16 protein-coding genes are annotated in these 19168 nt (G+C 39.5%); 13 read left to right on the top strand and 3 right to left on the bottom strand.

Annotated features, from left to right (window positions below; translation table 11 throughout):
* Window positions 1-57 precede the first annotated feature (57 nt).
* Entirely contained in the window at window positions 58-966 is a 909-nt protein-coding gene (locus tag AC07UV_RS14660) for an energy transducer TonB (RefSeq protein ID WP_495184284.1), read from the top strand.
* A gap of 127 nt (window positions 967-1093) precedes the next feature.
* Window positions 1094-1600, top strand: a complete 507-nt coding sequence (locus AC07UV_RS14655) for a DUF4890 domain-containing protein (RefSeq protein WP_495184283.1) — start codon at window positions 1094-1096, stop codon at window positions 1598-1600.
* A gap of 125 nt (window positions 1601-1725) precedes the next feature.
* Here AC07UV_RS14655 and AC07UV_RS14650 read toward each other — a convergent pair whose 3' ends face one another.
* The 3 genes from AC07UV_RS14650 to aspS all read right to left on the bottom strand — a co-directional run bounded on the left by AC07UV_RS14650 (window position 1726) and on the right by aspS (window position 6169).
* Window positions 1726-2862: an acyltransferase gene (locus tag AC07UV_RS14650; protein ID WP_495184282.1), complete on the bottom strand. Its 1137-nt coding sequence runs from the start codon at window positions 2860-2862 to the stop codon at window positions 1726-1728.
* Between the two features lie 70 nt (window positions 2863-2932).
* Complete coding sequence (locus AC07UV_RS14645) at window positions 2933-4321, bottom strand: LutB/LldF family L-lactate oxidation iron-sulfur protein (RefSeq protein ID WP_495184281.1); 1389 nt, start codon at window positions 4319-4321, stop codon at window positions 2933-2935.
* 96 nt (window positions 4322-4417) lie between these two features.
* A complete protein-coding gene (gene aspS / locus AC07UV_RS14640; protein WP_495184280.1) occupies window positions 4418-6169 on the bottom strand; it encodes an aspartate--tRNA ligase in 1752 nt (583 codons plus the stop codon).
* Between the two features lie 433 nt (window positions 6170-6602).
* On the opposite strand from aspS, the gene mraZ reads away from it, so the two are divergent.
* The 11 genes from mraZ to AC07UV_RS14585 are packed head-to-tail and all read left to right on the top strand — an operon-like array spanning window position 6603 to window position 19165.
* Entirely contained in the window at window positions 6603-7064 is a 462-nt protein-coding gene (gene mraZ / locus AC07UV_RS14635; protein WP_223580611.1) for a division/cell wall cluster transcriptional repressor MraZ, read from the top strand.
* A 4-nt stretch (window positions 7065-7068) separates the two neighbouring features.
* Entirely contained in the window at window positions 7069-7983 is a 915-nt protein-coding gene (gene rsmH / locus AC07UV_RS14630) for a 16S rRNA (cytosine(1402)-N(4))-methyltransferase RsmH (RefSeq protein ID WP_282252834.1), read from the top strand.
* 15 nt (window positions 7984-7998) lie between these two features.
* Complete coding sequence (locus AC07UV_RS14625; RefSeq protein ID WP_120259578.1) at window positions 7999-8412, top strand: FtsL-like putative cell division protein; 414 nt, start codon at window positions 7999-8001, stop codon at window positions 8410-8412.
* Between the two features lie 8 nt (window positions 8413-8420).
* Window positions 8421-10538: a penicillin-binding protein gene (locus AC07UV_RS14620; RefSeq protein ID WP_282252835.1), complete on the top strand. Its 2118-nt coding sequence runs from the start codon at window positions 8421-8423 to the stop codon at window positions 10536-10538.
* The gene (locus tag AC07UV_RS14615; RefSeq protein ID WP_495184279.1) at window positions 10538-11998 is read left to right on the top strand and encodes a UDP-N-acetylmuramoyl-L-alanyl-D-glutamate--2,6-diaminopimelate ligase; all 1461 of its coding nucleotides are present in this window, start codon (window positions 10538-10540) and stop codon (window positions 11996-11998) included. Before AC07UV_RS14620 ends, AC07UV_RS14615 begins: the two co-directional genes overlap by 1 nt.
* 3 nt (window positions 11999-12001) lie before the next feature.
* The gene (gene mraY, locus AC07UV_RS14610) at window positions 12002-13246 is read left to right on the top strand and encodes a phospho-N-acetylmuramoyl-pentapeptide-transferase (RefSeq protein ID WP_259187015.1); all 1245 of its coding nucleotides are present in this window, start codon (window positions 12002-12004) and stop codon (window positions 13244-13246) included.
* Between the two features lie 2 nt (window positions 13247-13248).
* Window positions 13249-14622: a UDP-N-acetylmuramoyl-L-alanine--D-glutamate ligase gene (murD, locus tag AC07UV_RS14605; RefSeq protein ID WP_282252838.1), complete on the top strand. Its 1374-nt coding sequence runs from the start codon at window positions 13249-13251 to the stop codon at window positions 14620-14622.
* A gap of 31 nt (window positions 14623-14653) precedes the next feature.
* Window positions 14654-15853, top strand: a complete 1200-nt coding sequence (locus AC07UV_RS14600; RefSeq protein WP_223580602.1) for an FtsW/RodA/SpoVE family cell cycle protein — start codon at window positions 14654-14656, stop codon at window positions 15851-15853.
* Between the two features lie 14 nt (window positions 15854-15867).
* Window positions 15868-16971, top strand: a complete 1104-nt coding sequence (gene murG / locus AC07UV_RS14595; RefSeq protein WP_495184278.1) for an undecaprenyldiphospho-muramoylpentapeptide beta-N-acetylglucosaminyltransferase — start codon at window positions 15868-15870, stop codon at window positions 16969-16971.
* Between the two features lie 9 nt (window positions 16972-16980).
* Complete coding sequence (gene murC / locus AC07UV_RS14590; protein ID WP_495184277.1) at window positions 16981-18336, top strand: UDP-N-acetylmuramate--L-alanine ligase; 1356 nt, start codon at window positions 16981-16983, stop codon at window positions 18334-18336.
* Window positions 18329-19165 (top strand): cell division protein FtsQ/DivIB, encoded by an 837-nt coding sequence (locus AC07UV_RS14585; protein WP_495184276.1) that lies wholly within the window; start codon window positions 18329-18331, stop codon window positions 19163-19165. Before murC ends, AC07UV_RS14585 begins: the two co-directional genes overlap by 8 nt.
* Window positions 19166-19168 lie beyond the last annotated feature (3 nt).

Below are 19168 nucleotides of genomic sequence, written 5' to 3'. Positions count from 1 at the left end.
TTTTATGAAATATAAGGCTTTCGCGCATCATAATGAAAAGATTTAAACTTTAATGTTATGATGAACTCAAAATTGAATATCTATCGCAAGGAATGGCTGGATGTTATCTTTGCAGGTCGCAACAAGATGTATGGTGCATATGAGTTGCGGAATTTGTCAAATAAAGCAACAAATGTGGGGCTAGCTATTGTTGTTTCCCTTGCTTTCCTTTTGATCGTGGGTTCTTATGGGTATAATAGATATTTTAAGAAAGCTGTACCTGTAGTGACCACTACGATTGCGGATATGATGCCTGAGGATCTAGACGCGATTCAGAAAGAAGCTGAGAAAAAAGATGAGGTGAAAGAAGAGCCTATTTTAATGCATGAGAAAGCGCCACAGCAGATCGCACAGGATGTGTCGAAGTTTGATTTGGTGCGTATGCCAGAACCTAAGATTACCAAGGCAAATGAAGTAACTGAGGATGTTGCTACACAGGATGAACTGAATAAACCCAATACAATGACTGCACGTATCACGTTGAAAGCGAATGCCGCGGGAACGCATATCGCACGAGGTGAATTTGGCCCCTCTAAGAAGGATGGTAGTATTACAGGCAGTAAAGTAGGAGTAGTGTCAGGGGGAGGTACTGATAACAATGCAAGTACAGTGTTTGAGGCTGTTGAAGTAATGCCACGTCCAGAAGGTGGTATGCCGGCTTTCATGAAATGGGTGTCGGAAAATTATAATTTTCCACAATCAGCTTTGGATCAGGGTGTATCGGGGGTTATCGAAGTATCTTTTGTGGTGGAGCGAGATGGATCTTTGACAGATATTGCGGTAAAACGGGATATGAATTTTGGAACTGGAGAAGCCGCAATTAATTTATTAAAAAAGGCAAAAAAATGGAAAGCTGGTGTTCAGAATGGACGAACTGTGCGGGTGGCTTATACTTTACCTATCCGTTTAAGTGCGGTATCTCAATAAAGCCAATCTTAACTTTATTTAACAGATGCGAATTTAAACTTTTGATGGTCAATAATACTCTTATAGATAAGTAGGTTGGAAAGTCAATCTATAAAAATTGAAAGATTGTTGATTTAAAAATAGAGAGATGAAAAAATTGATGTTAAGTTTGGCGTTATCCGGATTAATGTTGACAGGTTTCGCACAGGAGAAAAAGGATCTTAAATCAGATACCAAAGAAATGAACGCTCCATTGCACAAGCATTCAAAGGATAGAAAGCACGATGGCTTAAAAAATAAAAATCCTGAAGAATTAGCTAAGATCAAAACAGATCGTATGGACCAAAAGTTGAAGTTTACAGATCAACAACGTAAAGAGGTGTATGCATTTCATTTGAAGCAAGCACAGGATCATAAAAAAATCGCGGCAGAGCGCAAATTATATCGCGAAAAAATGAGAAAACAACGGGCTGCTGATCAAGAAAAAATGATGGGTTTATTGACTCCGGAGCAACAAAAGACATTGAAAGATTCTTACGCTGAGAACCATAAAATGCACAAAGAAAATTGGAGAAAACATCGACAAATGCGAAAAGGAGATTTTAAGAAAAATGAGAGTGAAAAAGCCGTTGATGCTGAAGCAAAAACAACATAAGGTTAATAAAAAGAGTAGTTTTCATATTAATAATTGGTGAGTGTTAGTTGAAAAGGGGATCATTGATCCCCTTTTTATTTTTTATTGTGTGCACATACCCGCTGTTCTGTTTCTGAGCAGTTGTTTTAGCGAATAAATCTTCGTGTAATTGAGTTTGTATCAAAAATCTTCGTAACCAAATAGCTTATACCGAAACTTAGAAGGGCAATCGACAGAATTTTTAGGGAAGCGGGCAGGTAATCAATATTCAGAAATGTATCTGTCATCGCCTGTACAATAACAAAATGGCATAAATAGATGCCAAATGTGGCGCCTGCTATATTTTTTATCCACTTTGATTCGCGGATATTTAATTTTTGTACGATAAGAAATATAGCGACTGTCATCATTGCGACATTGATATTACAGAAATACCAGACGATCTCTAAATTAGCGTAATTTCCTGGATAATGTTTTTGGGTTAGTAGAAAGCCTGAAAAGGTGATGATAAATCCTACTGCAAAAAGTGGAACGGCAATTGAAATAGTTTTAGTTAGTGACCATTGAAAAGGGTATTTTACTAAATAGTATGCTAATATGATATAACCCAGGAAACCTGAGAAATAATAGAATGTGCCAAATTCATTCCAATTACAGACACCCCATAACCCCATCTGTCCGTAATTGCCCGTATAACCTAAAGTTGGAGCGGCCATTTTGATGTAAGGTGCTAGAAGTGTAATTCCCCAAAAGCCGAGAAAATATTGAATATCTTTTTTACTGGCTTGACTCAACCAGCTTCCGATAATTGGAATGATGAGATATAAACCGACCAGCATATACATGTACCATAGAGGCGTTGTATCATAATTGAAGTTGAAGGCTGCCGTGTAGATTTTTGTTAAGGTTGCTTGCACCGTAAAATTATTCATATCTATCAAAGCACTCGAACTACTCTTAATAAAGTTCAGATAGATAAAAAAAGTGAGCGGTAGGACGATTGACCAAAATAATAAAGGAACAAGTATTCGACCTATTCTCTTTTTGTAGAAAGTTGCCACATCGGTTTGTACAGGAAATAGTAATATACCTGACATCATTGCAAATAATGGTACACAGGCACGAACAATGCTGCCCCAAAATACGCCTTGATGAAATGTGCTGCTATTGTCAAATGTTCCAACAAAGGCATCGCAGCTGTGCGATATTAAGACCATAAAGCAAGCCAAAATGCGGAGAAAGTCTATCCAAGGAAGATACGTTTTTATATTTTTAGAGGTCATTTGCAGCAGGTTTGGAGTGAAGCTAATAAAAAAAGTGGCATTAGTTTGATAAGCTAATGCCACTTTTTTGTTATTCTTTGTTTTTTTGCTGTTCCTTCCATTGTCTGGAAAAGGATTTTTCTGCTAGCTTGGGCAATTCCCTTTGATCTCCCCAAGTTTTCTTAAAAAACTTTCGGAGGAAGAAGTTCTTGAATTTTCCGCCAAAGAAATCAATTAATTTTCGACGTTGGATACCATATGTAAACCAGCTCCAGACTTTTTGTTCTGTTTTGGTTGATAGACCCTGCTCTACGGAGTCTTTTCTGTTGACAAGAAGCATACGTTGAATATCGATGCCTACGGGACAAACTTCGGTACATTTGCCACAAAGGGTAGATGCATAACTCAGATGTTTAAATTCTTTCATCCCATTTAAATGTGGAGAGATTAAAGATCCGATTGGTCCTTGATAGGTTGTTTCATATGTGTGTCCGCCTATATTTTGATAAATAGGACATACATTTAAGCAGGCACCACAGCGGATACAATATAGTCCCTGACGTTGTTCTTTCTGTGCAAGGAGATTACTACGTCCATTGTCAAGTAGGATAACATACATTTCTTCGGGTCCATCAGACTCGTAAGACTGTTTTGGTCCTGTGAGTAAGGTGTTGTAAACTGTTAAGTTTTGACCTGTACCATGTGTGGATAAAAGTGGCCAAAATACTTCCAGATCTTGTAGTGTGGGAATAATCTTCTCAATGCCCACCACAGCAATATGTGTTTTTGGAAATGTGGAGGTCAGACGTGCATTTCCTTCATTTTCGGTAATCGCTATACTTCCTGTTTCAGCGACTAAGAAATTAGCCCCTGTAATACCGACTTCTGCTGCTAAGTATTTGTCTCTTAATAATTCGCGGGCTTTTAGTGTTAACTGTTCTGCAGATGCATCCAAGGGAGTGTCAAATTTTTCATGAAAAAGCTTAGCGATATCTTCCAAGCTTAAATGCATAGCAGGAGTGACAAAGTGGTAGGGTTTCTGGTCTAGCAGCTGAATAATATATTCTCCAAGATCAGTCTCGATGGCTTCTATGTTTTTGGACTCCAGAAAATGATTTAACTCAATTTCTTCTGTAGCCATAGATTTAGATTTTACAATCGACCGTGTTCTTTTTCGTTCGATGATCTTATAAATCTCCTCCCGCGCTTCATCGGCATCATTAGCCCAAATTACTTTCCCACCACGTGCGGTAAAATTTGCTTCAAATTGTAATAGATATCGATCGAGATTTTCCATTACTTTCCATTTGATCAAATTTGCTTTTATTTTGGAGTTTTCGAGATTTGCAAATTTGCTTTTCCCCTTTTCGAAAGCAATACTGTATTTGTCGATATTGTAATTTATAATATCGCGATGTTTGGTGTCAAATGCTTTCTGTGCACTTTCCTTTAAAAACGTATTTGCCGTACTCTCTGACATCTAATCTGCTGATTTTTCACAAAAAAAGTTGGTCGTTTCCTACCAACTTTTAAATATAGTGTTAATAAATTGTTTCTCGAAAATCGAGCTTCAAATTTATTCTTTTATATTAATATTTAAGCTTAATTCATCCAATTGTTCCTGGTGAATAGTTGATGGAGCATCAATCATGATATCTCTTCCCGAATTGTTTTTTGGAAAGGCAATCACATCACGGATGGAATCTAGACCAGCTAATAGCGATACGAGTCTGTCAAAACCAAACGCTAAACCACCATGTGGAGGAGCTCCATAGGTGAACGCTTCCATCAAGAAACCAAATTGTTTCTGTGCTTCTTCGGGACTAAATCCGAGGTGTTTAAACATGAGTGACTGGAGGTCTCTGTCATGAATACGGATAGATCCACCGCCCACTTCGACACCGTTTAATACAAAGTCATAAGCATTTGCTCTTACTTCACCAGGCTTTGTGTCCAGTAACGGAATATCTTCCGGTTTTGGAGAGGTGAAAGGATGGTGCATTGCATGGTAGCGAGCGTTGTCCTCATCCCATTCCAATAAAGGGAAATCAATAACCCATAACGGAGCAAAGGTGTTTTTGTCGCGAAGACCGAGCTGTGAGGCAACTTCTAGACGCAATTCGTTTAATTGTTTACGAACTTTATCCTTGCCACCCGCCATAATTAATAAGAGGTCCCCGGGTTTCGCGTGGAACTTAGCAGCAATGGCCGTTAGTTGTTCCGGAGTAAAAAATTTATCAACAGAAGATTTTACTGAGCCATCTTCATTCACACGGGCATAAACTAAACCTGTCGCGCCGATTTGAGGACGTTTAATAAAATCTGTTAAGGCATCCAGTTGTTTTCTGGTATAATCCGCGCAATTCTCGGCATTGATACCGACAACCAGCTCCGCAGCATCAAATACAGGGAATCCCTTTTCTTTGGCTACATCATTTAATTCAACAAACTGCATTCCGAAACGGATATCAGGTTTGTCGGATCCATAGAGACGCATGGCATCAGCATAAGTCATACGTGGCACCGCTCCAAGGTCTATGCCTTTGATCGTTTTGAAGATGTGTTTTGCCAATCCTTCAAAAATATTCAGCACATCTTCCTGTTCTACAAAGGACATTTCACAATCGATTTGTGTGAACTCTGGCTGACGGTCAGCACGCAGGTCCTCATCGCGGAAACATTTGACAATTTGAAAATAGCGATCAAATCCTGATACCATCAATAGTTGTTTGAATGTCTGTGGTGACTGAGGCAATGCATAAAATTCACCTGGATTCATGCGAGAAGGAACCACAAAATCTCGTGCTCCCTCCGGAGTAGATTTGATAAGATAAGGTGTCTCTACTTCTAAGAAATTCTGAGAGTCAAGATAACGACGTACTTCCTGCGAAGTTTTATGTCGTAAAATAAGATTCTCACGTACCGGATTACGACGTAAATCCAAATATCTGAATTTCATTCTGATATCATCGCCACCATCCGTTTCATCTTCTATTGTAAAAGGAGGTAATTTCGCTGCATTTAATATTTCAAGATTTGAAACCTTGATTTCGATATCTCCAGTAGAGATTTTAGCATTCTTATTGGAACGTTCAATAACCTCTCCGGTTACCTTTATGACATATTCTCTTCCCAGTTCACGGGCACTAGCACGTAAAGACGCGTCATCATCTGCATTGAACGTTAATTGTGTGATACCATATCGGTCTCTAACATCGATGAAAGTCATACCGCCCAAATCGCGGGATTTTTGAACCCATCCACTTAGGGTAACCGTTTTCCCTAAGTCAGCTAATGTTAATTCTCCACAAGTGTGTGTTCTGTGCATATCTTAATAAAAATAAAATTTATGCAAAATTATTGGTTTTACTCGACAATAACGAATTCTACTGTTCTTATTTGAATGCTGTTCTCCCACTTTCAACCACACTAGAGATTATCTGTTTTTCAGTTCTCCACTTTCTCCCATTTTTCCAGAAAAAGGGAGCAAAATTAAATTTCTAAAGAGGAAATTTTTACAATTCATTTCTGTTTTATTGAAAAAAAACCGAAAAATATCTGACCGTGTTTTGAAGGTATATTTGATTGAAATGCGTCTTTAACTGTTTGTAAATAAGGTTTTATGCTTTATGGTGAAAATGGATGTTATTTTTTCTTGTAGCTATTTTTCGATGTGGAAAACTTTTTTATGTTGTAAAGTGGGGGAAAGTGGGAGAAAGTGTATACTTTTACATTTAAATTAGAATAGGATAATTGACGATATGACTCAGTTGATCGGAGAATTCGAATGCAAGCTAGACGCCAAAGGAAGAATGGTGTTGCCAGCGGCGCTCAAGAGGCAGATGCCTCATGTTGAGCGCGATGGGCTTGTTGTGAATCGCGGTTTTGAGAAGCATTTGGTTTTTTATCCACGTGAGGAGTGGGATTTGATGACAGCTAAACTGGCTAAGTTAAATCAATTTGATCCGAAAGTGCGGGCTTTTGTGCGTGCTTTTACTCGTGGGGCTACAGAGCTGACTTTGGACGCGGCTGGTCGTGTTTTGTTGCCAAAAAGCTTGCTTGAATTTGCAGGAATAACAACAGAGTTGGTTTTGGCTTGTCAGTTTAACAAGATAGAAGTTTGGTCTAAAGAGGGGTATGATGATTTGATGGGTGACGGAGGTGTGGAAGATATATCGTCTTTAGCGGCAGAGGTAATGGGGGATATTAATTTTGGAATATAGTAATATGGAGAATGTGTATCATGTTCCGGTAATGTTGCAAGAATGCATGGATGCTTTGGCGATCAAGCCGAATGGTGTGTATGTGGATGTAACTTTTGGTGGAGGTGGTCACTCTCGTGAAATACTGAAGAGGCTGGGGCCAGAGGGAAAGCTATTTGCTTTTGATCAGGATCCGGATGCTTTGGGAAATGTGATTGATGATCCTCGTTTTACATTGATTCATCAAAATTTCAGGTTTTTAAAGAATAGTCTTCGTCTGCATGGTGTACGTACAGTGGATGGCATTTTAGCTGATTTGGGCGTTTCATCGCATCAGTTTGATGCAGCAGATCGTGGCTTTTCAATCCGATTTGATGCTGATTTGGATATGCGTATGGATCAAGTGGGAGATTTGGATGCAAAAGCCGTGTTGGCAACTTATGCGGAAGAAGATCTTCATCGGATTTTTGGTATGTATGGCGAGATTATGAATGCAAAGTCCTTGGCGAAAACAATTGTAACAGCTCGTTTGGCACAGCCGATACATACGGTTGCTGAATTGAAAGAAGTTATTCAGCGAATGGTTCCAAAGGGAAAAGAACATAAATATCATGCGCAAGTTTTTCAGGCTTTGCGTATTGAGGTTAACCGTGAATTGGAGGCTTTGCAAGAGTTTTTGTTGCAAACTGTTGATGTATTGAAAAGTGAGGGGAGATTGGTGGTGATGTCTTATCATTCCTTAGAAGATCGTTTGGTGAAAAATTTTATGGCCAAAGGGAAATTTAAAGGGGATGTTGAGAAAGATTTTTTTGGAAATGAAATCAAGCCGTTCCATGTGTTGAGCCGTAAAGCGATTACCGCATCGCCGCAGGAATTGGCTGTAAATAATAGATCGCGCAGTGCGAAACTGCGTATTGCTGAAAGGTTGGATTTGTCTTAAAAATGGAGCGAAAAGATGAGCAGGAATACAATAAGACAGAAAGAATTGAGTGAAGAAGTTCAGGAAGAACTACAAGAAACTGTCGAGGAAAAGGCGGAAGAAACAGAAGCGTTTATTAAAACGCTTTTTACCGTTGGAGACCTTTCCTTAAACAAAATATTGGAGTATCTCCCTTTTGGGGCTTTCATCGCCTTTTTGATGCTGTTGTATATCTCTAACCGTCACTTCGCTGAGCGAACTATTCGAGGTATCGATAAAGTAAGCAAAGAAGTAAAAGAATTGGGCTGGGATCATAAGTCGCTATCTGCTGAACTTATGAAAATGTCCACGCAAACGGAGATCGCAAAGCGCGTGGACTCATTGGGTTTGAAAGAACGGGTGGAGCCGCCGATCAAGATTGAAGTTGTAGAGAAAAAAGAAGATAAATAGAGAGAGTTATGAGTATCAGAAACACGATTCTTGTTCGCGTCTATTTTGCCTTTGGACTTATTGTGCTTCTTGCATTTATGGTATTTGGGAAAATGCTGAAGTTGCAATATGTGGATGGGCAACATTGGAAGGCTTTGGCGGATAGTCTTTCTATTCAAGAGCGTGAGGTTGAAGCTGCACGGGGGAATATCTATTCCAACGACGGGAGCTTATTGGCGACTTCTGTTCCTGAGTATGAACTTCGTTTTGATGCTATGGCCATTCCCGAAGAAGAAAATGAATATTTCAATCTCAAAGTTGATTCTCTCGCGATTAAATTGGCTGATTTTTTTAAGGATAAATCATCCCGGCAATATTTGACATTACTAAAACAGGCGCGGAATAAAAAGCAGCGCTATCTACTGATCAAACGAAATGTGTCGCATCAGGATTTAAAGAAAGTGAAGCAATTTCCTTTATTTAAATCTGCTCGTGTTGAAAAGGAACGTTTTCCTAGTGGTTTGATTACCGATAGACAGAATAAGCGGATTTTGCCATTCGTTAATCTGGCGGCAAGAACTATTGGCTATAAAAACGTAAAAGAAAATATCCATGTCGGATTAGAGGGCGCATACGGTGAGTATATCGATGGGAAAAGTGGTAAGAGATTGATGCAACGTATTGCAGGAGGGGTTTGGATCCCTGTCAATAGAGATATTGAGGTTGCACCAGTTGATGGTTCGGACATCATATCTACAATTGATGTGAATATGCAGGATATGGCTCAAAGAGCGCTGGAGAAACAAATGATTGTGAGTAATGCTGATGAAGGATGTGTTGTGATGATGGAAGTGAAAACAGGTGAAGTGCGGGCTGTTGCAAACTTCATGCGGGATAAAGATGGTGTTTATCGTGAGAAGTTCAATCTTGCAATTGCGCAAAGTGCCGATCCGGGTTCAACTTTTAAACTTGCCTCTTATCTAGCATTGATCGATGATAAGAAAATCGATTCAAGTACGACCATTAATATCGGAAATGGTAACTGGCCGATTTACAAGCATACAATCCGCGATTCGCATGCGCCAAAAAAATCTATAGTCTCGGCTAAAAGAGCTTTTGAAGAGTCGTCGAATGTTGGGGTTACAAAATTTGTCTATCAAGCTTATAAAGATAACCCAGATCAGTTTACGTCGAAACTGCATTCTTTTGGATTCGGTAAGACGTTAGATCTACAGATTCCAGGAGAGGGAGTTCCATTGGTGAAAACATCGAAAAGTAAATCTTGGAGTGGATTGTCTCTGGTTCAGATGGCTTATGGTTATGAGATGAAGATTACACCATTACAGACCTTGACATTTTATAACGCTGTTGCAAATAACGGTAAATTGATTGCCCCATTATTTGTCAAAGAGATTAGGCATCTGGGTAATACGATTCAAACCTTTCAGGCAAAGGTAATCAATGAAAAGATCGCTTCGGATCATGCATTGGCAGAGGTAAGGGGAATGATGGAGGGTGTCATGACAGAGGGTACAGGAAGAAGTGTTGCTAGCCCATTGTATACATCGGGAGGTAAGACGGGAACAGCGCAGATGGCTGATGGCTCGAGAGGTTATGGAGCTAGGAGATACCAGTCATCTTTTGCAGGCTATTTCCCAGCTGAAGATCCGAAATATTCGATTATTGTGGTGATCCGAAATCCGAGAAATGGTTATTATGGTGGATCGGTGGCCGGACCTGTTTTTAAAGAGCTTGCGGATATGGTTTATGCTAATGATATGGAGATGCAGGGAAAAAAATCATTTAAGGCAGTTAACGTTGGCGGAAGAATGCCATTGACCTTGCAAGGGTCAAGAGAAGCGAGTAAGAAAGTATATGATAAGTTGGGAATTAATACAGTGAATTGGGATATGGTGGCGAGAGGTGAAGTAGATACATCGAATAGAGGTGTGCCATTTGTGGATTTGAAATATAAAGAAGGAATTGTTCCAAATGTAGTGGGAATGGGATTGATGGATGCTTTGTATGTGATGGAGAATGCGGGATTTAAAACGCATGTATTTGGAAAGGGAAGAGTGGGAGCACAATCTCTGACTGCAGGTCAAAAACTCCCATTTGGAACAGCGATAAATTTAGAACTTAAGTAATGATGGATTTAAAAAAAGTATTGCATGCTATCCCTGTTCAACAGGTGGTGGGAAACCTCGAAGAGGTCGATGTGCACTCTTTGTGCTTTGATTCCAGAAAGGTGGAGCTGGGAAGTTTGTTTATCGCTGTGCGTGGTGTTCAGACAGACGGACATTTATTTATCGATAAAGCAATCACTTCTGGAGCAAGAGCAGTTATTGTTGAAGAACTTCCTGTGGAAACATTAGACTCTGTGGCTTACATTTTAGTGGCAGACTCGGCATATGCCTTAGGAGTCGCTTCTGCCAATTTCTATGGTAATCCATCCGAGCAACTCAAGTTGGTTGGAGTGACGGGAACCAATGGAAAAACAACTGTAGCGACGTTGTTATTCCAGTTGTTTACAGAGCTGGGATATCATGTTGGTTTGCTGTCAACAGTACAGAATCAAATTGGTCCAAAGATAATTCCTGCAACGCACACTACACCAGATCCAATCCAGTTGAACCAGCTGTTGAGGGATATGGTAGACGATGGCTGTGATTATGCTTTTATGGAAGTCAGTTCACATGCGGTGGTACAAGAGCGTATAGCAGGGCTGGTTTTTGCTGGTGCTATATTTACGAATATTACACACGACCATCTGGATTTTCATAAAACTTTTGATAACTATATTAAAGCAAAGAAGAAGTTCTTTGATGATCTAGATGTACATGCGTTTGCTTTAACAAATGCGGATGATCGAAATGGTCAGATCATGTTGCAAAATACAGTTGCCCATAAAAAAAGCTATGGCTTGTGTTCGGGCGCTGATTTTAAAGCTAAAGTTATCGAAAGCCATTTTGATGGGATGTTGATGAGTATTGATGGGCAGGAAGTATGGGTCAAATTGATCGGTGATTTTAATGCTTATAATCTTTTAGCGGTGTATACGGCAGCAATCCTATTGGAGCAAGAAACAGTAAAGGTATTGACGGCCTTAAGTACATTGAAAGGGGCAGAAGGGCGCTTTGAAACGATGAAATCCACTTCAGGTGTCTTTGGTATTGTGGATTATGCACATACACCTGATGCTGTTGAAAATGTCTTAAAAACCATTAGTTCTTTGAGACGTCCAGAGCAAAAGATCATTACTGTTTTAGGTTGTGGTGGTGACCGTGACAAAACCAAAAGACCTGAGATGGCAGAAGCCGCATTACGCTATAGCGATCGTTTCTTGATTACATCTGATAATCCACGCACAGAGGATCCATATCAGATTATTAAAGATATTGAAGCTGGTGTAGGAGCTGAACAAAAGGCGAAAACACTTTCTATTGCAGATCGTAAAGAAGCGATACGTACAGCGTATCAATTGGCAAACCCTGGGGATATTATCCTGGTCGCCGGAAAAGGACATGAAAAATATCAAGATGTGAATGGTGTAAAGCATCATTTTGATGATAAAGAAATTTTAGAGAATACATTTAACGAAAAATAGAATATGTTGTACCATCTATTTACGTGGCTTAGCGAATATATCCATATACCAGGAGGAGGTTTGTTTCAATACATCTCCTTTAGAACATCTATGGCTGTTATAGCTTCATTAATTATTACCACGGTTTTTGGGGGGAAATTGATCCAGTTCTTGCATAATAAACAAGTTGGGGAGACAATTCGTGATTTAGGGCTAGAAGGTGAAAAAAAGAAAGCTGGTACGCCGACAATGGGGGGGATAATTATCATCGCCGGGATTTTGATTCCTACGTTATTATTTGCCAAGTTGACAAATATCTATGTGATCATTATGATTGTAACGACGCTTTGGATGGGGGCAATAGGTTTTCTGGATGATTATATTAAAGTTTTTAGACATAATAAAGAAGGGTTAGCTGGGAAATTTAAGGTGGTTGGCCAAGTCGGATTGGGGGCTATTATTGCCTGCACGATGTATTTTCACCCAGATATTGTGGTACGTAAAGGTGTGGATAAGCCGACTTCAACTAAACCGGTGGAAGTGGTTATTAACGAAGGGACAGGAGAAAAAACATATGCTGAAAATGTAAAATCTTCTAAAACAAATATACCGTTTTATAAGAATAATGAATTTGACTACGCCAAGGTGTTCAAGATGTTTGGCTTGCAAAGTGACTATTTGACTTTTGTAGTCTTTTTAATTGTTGTCATTTTTATCGTTACTGCAGTATCCAACGGTGCTAATATTACCGATGGTATCGATGGTCTGGCCACGAGTACGTCCGCAATAATTGGGGTTACCTTGGCAATTTTGGCTTATGTGTCTGGTAACGTGATTTTTTCAGACTATCTCAATATTATGTATATCCCCAACTCTGGTGAGCTTGTGATTTTTGCAGGAGCATTTGTGGGAGCTTGTGTCGGTTTTCTATGGTATAATACCTATCCTGCACAGGTTTTTATGGGTGATACAGGTAGCTTGGCAATTGGTGGTATCATTGCAGCATTTGCCATTTTGATCCGTAAAGAATTGTTGATTCCAATTTTATGTGGTGTGTTTTTGTTGGAAAATCTCTCTGTGATCCTACAGGTTTCCTATTTCAAATACACCAAAAAGAAATACGGTGAAGGAAGAAGGATATTTTTAATGTCCCCTTTGCATCACCACTTCCAAAAGAAGGGGTACCATGAAGCAAAAATTGTAACACGTTTTGTCATTGTGGGAATAATTTTAGCCATTCTGACAATTGTAACATTAAAAATTAGATAACGATGTCAAATATATCAACAGCATATTACCCTCAATCAGGAAGCTTGGTCGTTTTAGGCGCAGGTGAAAGCGGTGTGGGTACAGCAATCCTGGGAAAGGAAAAGGGCTATGATGTTTTTGTATCGGATAAAGGACTGATAGCGGATCATTATAAGGAGCAATTGAAAACGGAAGGCATTGCTTTCGAAGAGGGGAATCATGATGAATCTCGCATATTGAATGCTGCTCTTGTTGTCAAGAGCCCCGGAATTCCGGAGACAGTGCCCTTGGTGGTCGCCTTAAAGGAAAAAAATATTCCGGTAATTGCCGAAATAGAATTTGCAGCCCAATATACTGCTGCTAAATTAATTTGTATCACAGGATCAAATGGGAAGTCTACGACAACCATGTTGACATACGAAATGCTAAAGCATGGTGGTCTTAATGTTGGTTTGGCTGGTAATATTGGAAAAAGTTTTGCACTTCAGGTCGCGCGTGAAAATTTTGATTGTTACGTATTGGAAATTTCAAGCTTTATGTTGGATGATATGTACCATTTTAGAGCAGATATTGCTGTAATTCTAAATATCACGCCAGATCATTTGGATCGTTACGACCATAAAATGGAGAATTATGTGGATTCCAAATTCAGAATGATTCAAAATCAGACGGAGAAAGATTATTTTATATACTGTTTAGACGATCCTGAGACGATCAAAGGATTGGAGAGACATCATAGTAAGGGGACTTATTTACCTTTTACACAAGAACAGCTTGTTGAATTGGGAGCCTATTTAACTGCCAATAAAACAATGATTATTAATACACCAAATAACGATACATTCACTATGAGAACTGAGGAATTGTCATTGCAGGGGAAGCATAATATTTATAATAGTATGGCTTCTGGATTGATTGCAAAAGTGCAGGAGTTGAGAAATCAAGCGATGAAAGAAAGTATGGGATCGTATGTGAATATTCCACATCGTCTTGAACACGTTGCCTGTATTGGTGGTGTAAACTACATCAATGATTCAAAGGCGACGAATGTTAATTCGGTATGGTACGCTTTGGAGAGCTTTTCCACACCGATCGTGTTGTTATTGGGGGGTGTAGATAAAGGAAATGACTATACGATGCTTGCTGATTTGGTGAAAGACAAAGTGCATGCTATAGTTTGTTTAGGAAAAGATACTGCGGCAATTCATAAGGCCTTTGAGCAGGATGTTGAAATTATTGTTAACAGTACATCCATGCAGGATGCTGTTATATTGTCTTCACATTTAGCAAAAAAGGGTGATACGGTGTTATTGTCGCCAGCCTGTGCGAGCTTTGATTGGTTTAAAAACTACGAAGATCGGGGTGATAAATTTAAAGCAGCTGTAATGGAATTATAAATAAATGGTACAACCATAAAGGGAGAAGGATATGCTACAGAACATAATGTCTAAATTAAAAGGTGATCGATGGATATGGATCATTGTGATGATCTTATCGGGATGGTCACTTTTGGCTGTATACAGTTCGGTCGGAACCCTGGCCTATAAAGAAGGAAGGGGGACAGAAATGTATCTGTTGAAACATTTTTCTATCATCGCAGTGGGATTTATTTTGATGTACCTTTCTCACAAATTGGATTATCGCTATTACGCTGGTATATCCAAGATCATGATGGGAATTACAATTCCTCTATTGTTGTTTACCTTGTTGTTTGGAAGTAAGGTCAATGAAGCTAGTCGTTGGTTGACTATTCCGGGTATAGGCTTGACCTTTCAAACTTCGGATTTAGCCAAGCTTTCATTGATTGTTTTTCTTGCACGGATGTTATCGCGTAAACAGGAAGAAATTAAGGATGTTAAAAAGTCCTTTTTGCCAATAATGGGTTCAGTTTGTGGGGTGTTTATTCTCATCGCCTTGGCGAATTTGTCTACAGCACTCATGTTATTCGGTGTTAGTGTGTTGCTGCTGCTAATTGGTCGGATATCGTTTAAACAGATCGCTATTGTTTGCTGTGGCGGAGGAGTGCTATTGATGTTAGTCATCTTTTTTGGTCCACGTAAAACAACATACATTAGTCGGGTGAAATCGTTCTTTAATACCGAAAAAGTTGATAAAACAGTTTCATTCCAGGATGATAAGAACTATCAGGCAAATAACGCAAAGATCGCAATTGCTACTGGTGGACTTTTTGGTAAAGGTCCGGGAAATAGCGTTCAGCGGAATGTATTGCCGCACCCATATTCCGATTTTATTTATGCAATTATTATTGAGGAGTATGGTACAGTTGGTGGGGTGATCCTGCTATTTCTATACTTGGCTTTTATGTATCGATGTATACGTATTGTCACGATGAGTCCCAAAGCGTTTGGGACGTTCTTGGCTGCTGGTTTAGGTTTCAGTCTTACCATACAGGCGCTAGCAAACATGGCGGTAGCAGTAGGGCTTGGGCCAGTAACTGGGGTGCCATTACCATTAGTGAGTATGGGAGGAACTTCGATTTTGTTTACAAGTGTAGCCTTAGGAATTATCCTGAGCGTGAGTAGAAATATTGAGGAATTAAAAGGAAAAGAACAGTTGGATGAAAAACCGAAACCCAAAAAAGTGGTTATCGGCTCCATTCCAGCTTAAACAATATATTGAGCATGGCAATTCGAATAATAATAAGTGGGGGTGGTACCGGAGGACATATTTTTCCGGCGATTTCAATTGCTAATGCATTGAAGACGATGGATCCTGCAAATGAAATTTTATTTGTAGGTGCTAATGGTCGGATGGAAATGGATAAGGTACCCGCTGCAGGTTACACTATTGTTGGGCTTGATATTCAGGGAATCAATAGAAAACAGCTTTGGAAGAATATCTTATTACCGTTTAAATTAATGAAGAGTCTTCGTAAGGCAAAAAAGATAATCCGGGACTTTAAACCCGATGTTGCAGTAGGTGTTGGTGGTTTTGCTTCGGGCCCTTTATTGATGATGGCGAATAAATTGGGAATTCCTACAGTTGTTCAGGAGCAGAATTCTTACGCTGGCGTAACAAATAAAAAGGTTGGTGCTAAAGCAGCAAAGATTTGTGTAGCCTATGAGGGAATGGAACAATTTTTTCCAGCTGATAAGGTATTGTTGACAGGGAATCCGATACGAAGAGAGTCTGTTGCGATCGAGGGAAAAAAGGCTGAGGCTTTGGAGTTCTTTGGATTGGATCAACATAAGAAGACAATCTTGGTACTAGGAGGAAGTTTGGGTGCTAGAACATTGAATGAAAGCGTCGTTGCCTATTTGGATGCTCTGCGTAATGAAGAGGTACAGGTGATTTGGCAATGTGGTAGCTTTTATATCGATACCCTTCGGACGGACTTGGAAGGAAAACTTCCAGCGAATGTGAAGATGATGGCATTTCTTCAAAAAATGGATTATGCCTATGCCGCGGCTGATTTGATTATTAGCCGAGCAGGAGCAGGTACGATCTCAGAACTGTGTGTTGTCGGGAAACCCGTTATTCTGGTTCCTTCGCCAAATGTTGCGGAAGATCATCAGACTAAAAATGCAATGGCATTGGTCAATAAGCATGCAGCACTGTTGGTGAAAGATGTAGATGCCGCAAAGACTTTGATTCCAACAGCCTTGGATTTATTCGGGAATCCGGATCAAGTGGTGCAGTTGAGTGAAAATATAAAAATACTTGGTAAGCTGGATGCTGATATTCAGATTGCAGAGCAAGTGTATAAATTGGCAAATAAGAAATAGATAATGCGTATGAATCTAGATGCAATAAAACAAGTTTACTTGATCGGAATTGGCGGAATTGGCATGAGTGGCCTTGCACGCTATTTTAAGCATTTGGGCTGTGAGGTGAATGGATATGACCGTACGGAAACCGAATTGACCAAAACATTGGTCAAAGAAGGTATTTCGGTCACATATCAGGATGATGTGAATTCTATTGATTCTATTTTCCATCAGCCTATAACTGCTACATTGGTGATATTTACACCTGCGATTCCTAAGGATTCTAAGATTAAAGCGTTTTTTGAATCTCAGGGTCATGTATTGTATAAAAGATCACAAGTACTCGGTATCATTAGTGAAAGCAGGTTTACAATTGCGGTAGCTGGAACACATGGTAAAACGACTACCTCAACGATGGTAGCACATTTGTTAAAAGATTCGGGATACGATTGTTCTGCTTTTTTAGGCGGTATCAGCTCTAATTACGATACCAATGTGCTTTATGGAAACAATAATACCGTAGTTGTTGAAGCGGATGAATTTGATCGTTCATTTTTGACACTTCATCCGAATATCGCGATCGTAACTTCTTCGGATGCAGATCATTTGGATATCTATGGTGATAAGAGCCATTTGCTTGAATCTTTCCAGTTGTTTTTGGACAAGGTTGTTGATGGTGGCACACGTATAATAAGGATAGGACTGGAATTCAAGGGTCAGATTAGTTATTCTGGTCAGGAAGTGGCAGATGCTTATGCGTCTAATGCTCACGTAAGAGAAGGCGAGTTCTTTTTCGACTATCAGGATGCCAATGGAAAAATTGAAGATATTCATTTGGGTATTCCTGGGATTCACAATGTTGAAAATGCTGTTGCAGCAATTACGGTAGCACGTCTGTTGGGAATTTCGACCGAGGCGATTAAGACTGCTTTGACAACATTTAAGGGCGTCAAAAGGCGATTTGAATATATTGTCCGCACACCGGAGGTGGTTTACATTGACGATTATGCACACCATCCTGAAGAGTTACGGGCATTTTTGACTTCAATGCGGAAATTGTATCCAACAAAGAAACTAAATGTTGTATTTCAACCACATTTGTTTACGCGTACCAGAGATTTTGTGGATGGGTTTGCTGAAGTGTTGTCTACTGCGGATAATCTACTCTTAATGGAAATATATCCAGCACGGGAACTTCCGATAGAAGGCGTTAACTCAAGTTGGTTGTTGGATAAAATTACAGCGCAGCATAAACAGATTGTTACAGCCGAAGAGGTATTAGATTTTGCACGGAATGAAAAACCGGATTTAATCGTGACAGTAGGAGCAGGGGATATAGATAAATTGGTAAAACCATTACAAGCGATTTTAGAACATGCTTAAAAAATTACGTGACATACAATGGAATCGTGTACTCTACTTTACCCTATTTTTTATTGGGGTTATTGTAGTTGTTGTGATCATGAACATTGTGGGCAAACGTGATGAACAACAGCTTTGTAAGGACGTGAAAATAGTCATCGAAGGTACAGAGGCTTTTATTGATCAAGCAGATATTTCAAAATTGATTGAGCAAAACTATGGAAGTTTTGTAGGGAAGAAGGTCAATCGTATTCCTTTTCAGCGCGTGGAGAAGACACTGAAAAAATTGCCCTATGTATCGAATGCAAGCATTCATGCCGATATGAACGGTACAGTAAAGATTAATATAGATCAGCGCGAAGCGGTCATGCGGATTATCAATAAAAATGGACGTGAGTTCTATGTTGATCCCAAGGGTTTAAAGATACCGACTACATTAAAGTATATCCCGCACATCATGGTTGCAACTGGCAATATAGCCGAAGGATACAACGAGGCATTGGATACAATCTCAACTTCGTTGGTGAAAGATTTGGTGAAGGTGGCAGAGTTTATTGGAAAGGATGAATTGTGGAGTAACCAGGTTGTACAGATTTATGTGAATGCCGACCATGACATAGAACTTGTGCCCCGTGTTGGAACACAACAATTGATTGTTGGATCTGCCGATTCGTTGGAACAAAAGTTTGAATTATTAAAAACATTTTATACGCAGATCATGCCAAAAGTAGGTATCAATGCCTATGGTGTGGTGAATGTAAAATACGGAGGACAGATCATTTGTGAAAAGCGAGGAAATTGGAGCTTTTCAGATGATCAAACGAAAAAAATAGCAAATAATACATTATAGTAA

The sequence above is a fragment of the Sphingobacterium sp. GW821-FHT03E03 genome, from assembly GCF_059420745.1.
Note: the sequence above shows the minus strand (reverse complement) of the source record. Positions and strands in the feature narration are given on the sequence as shown.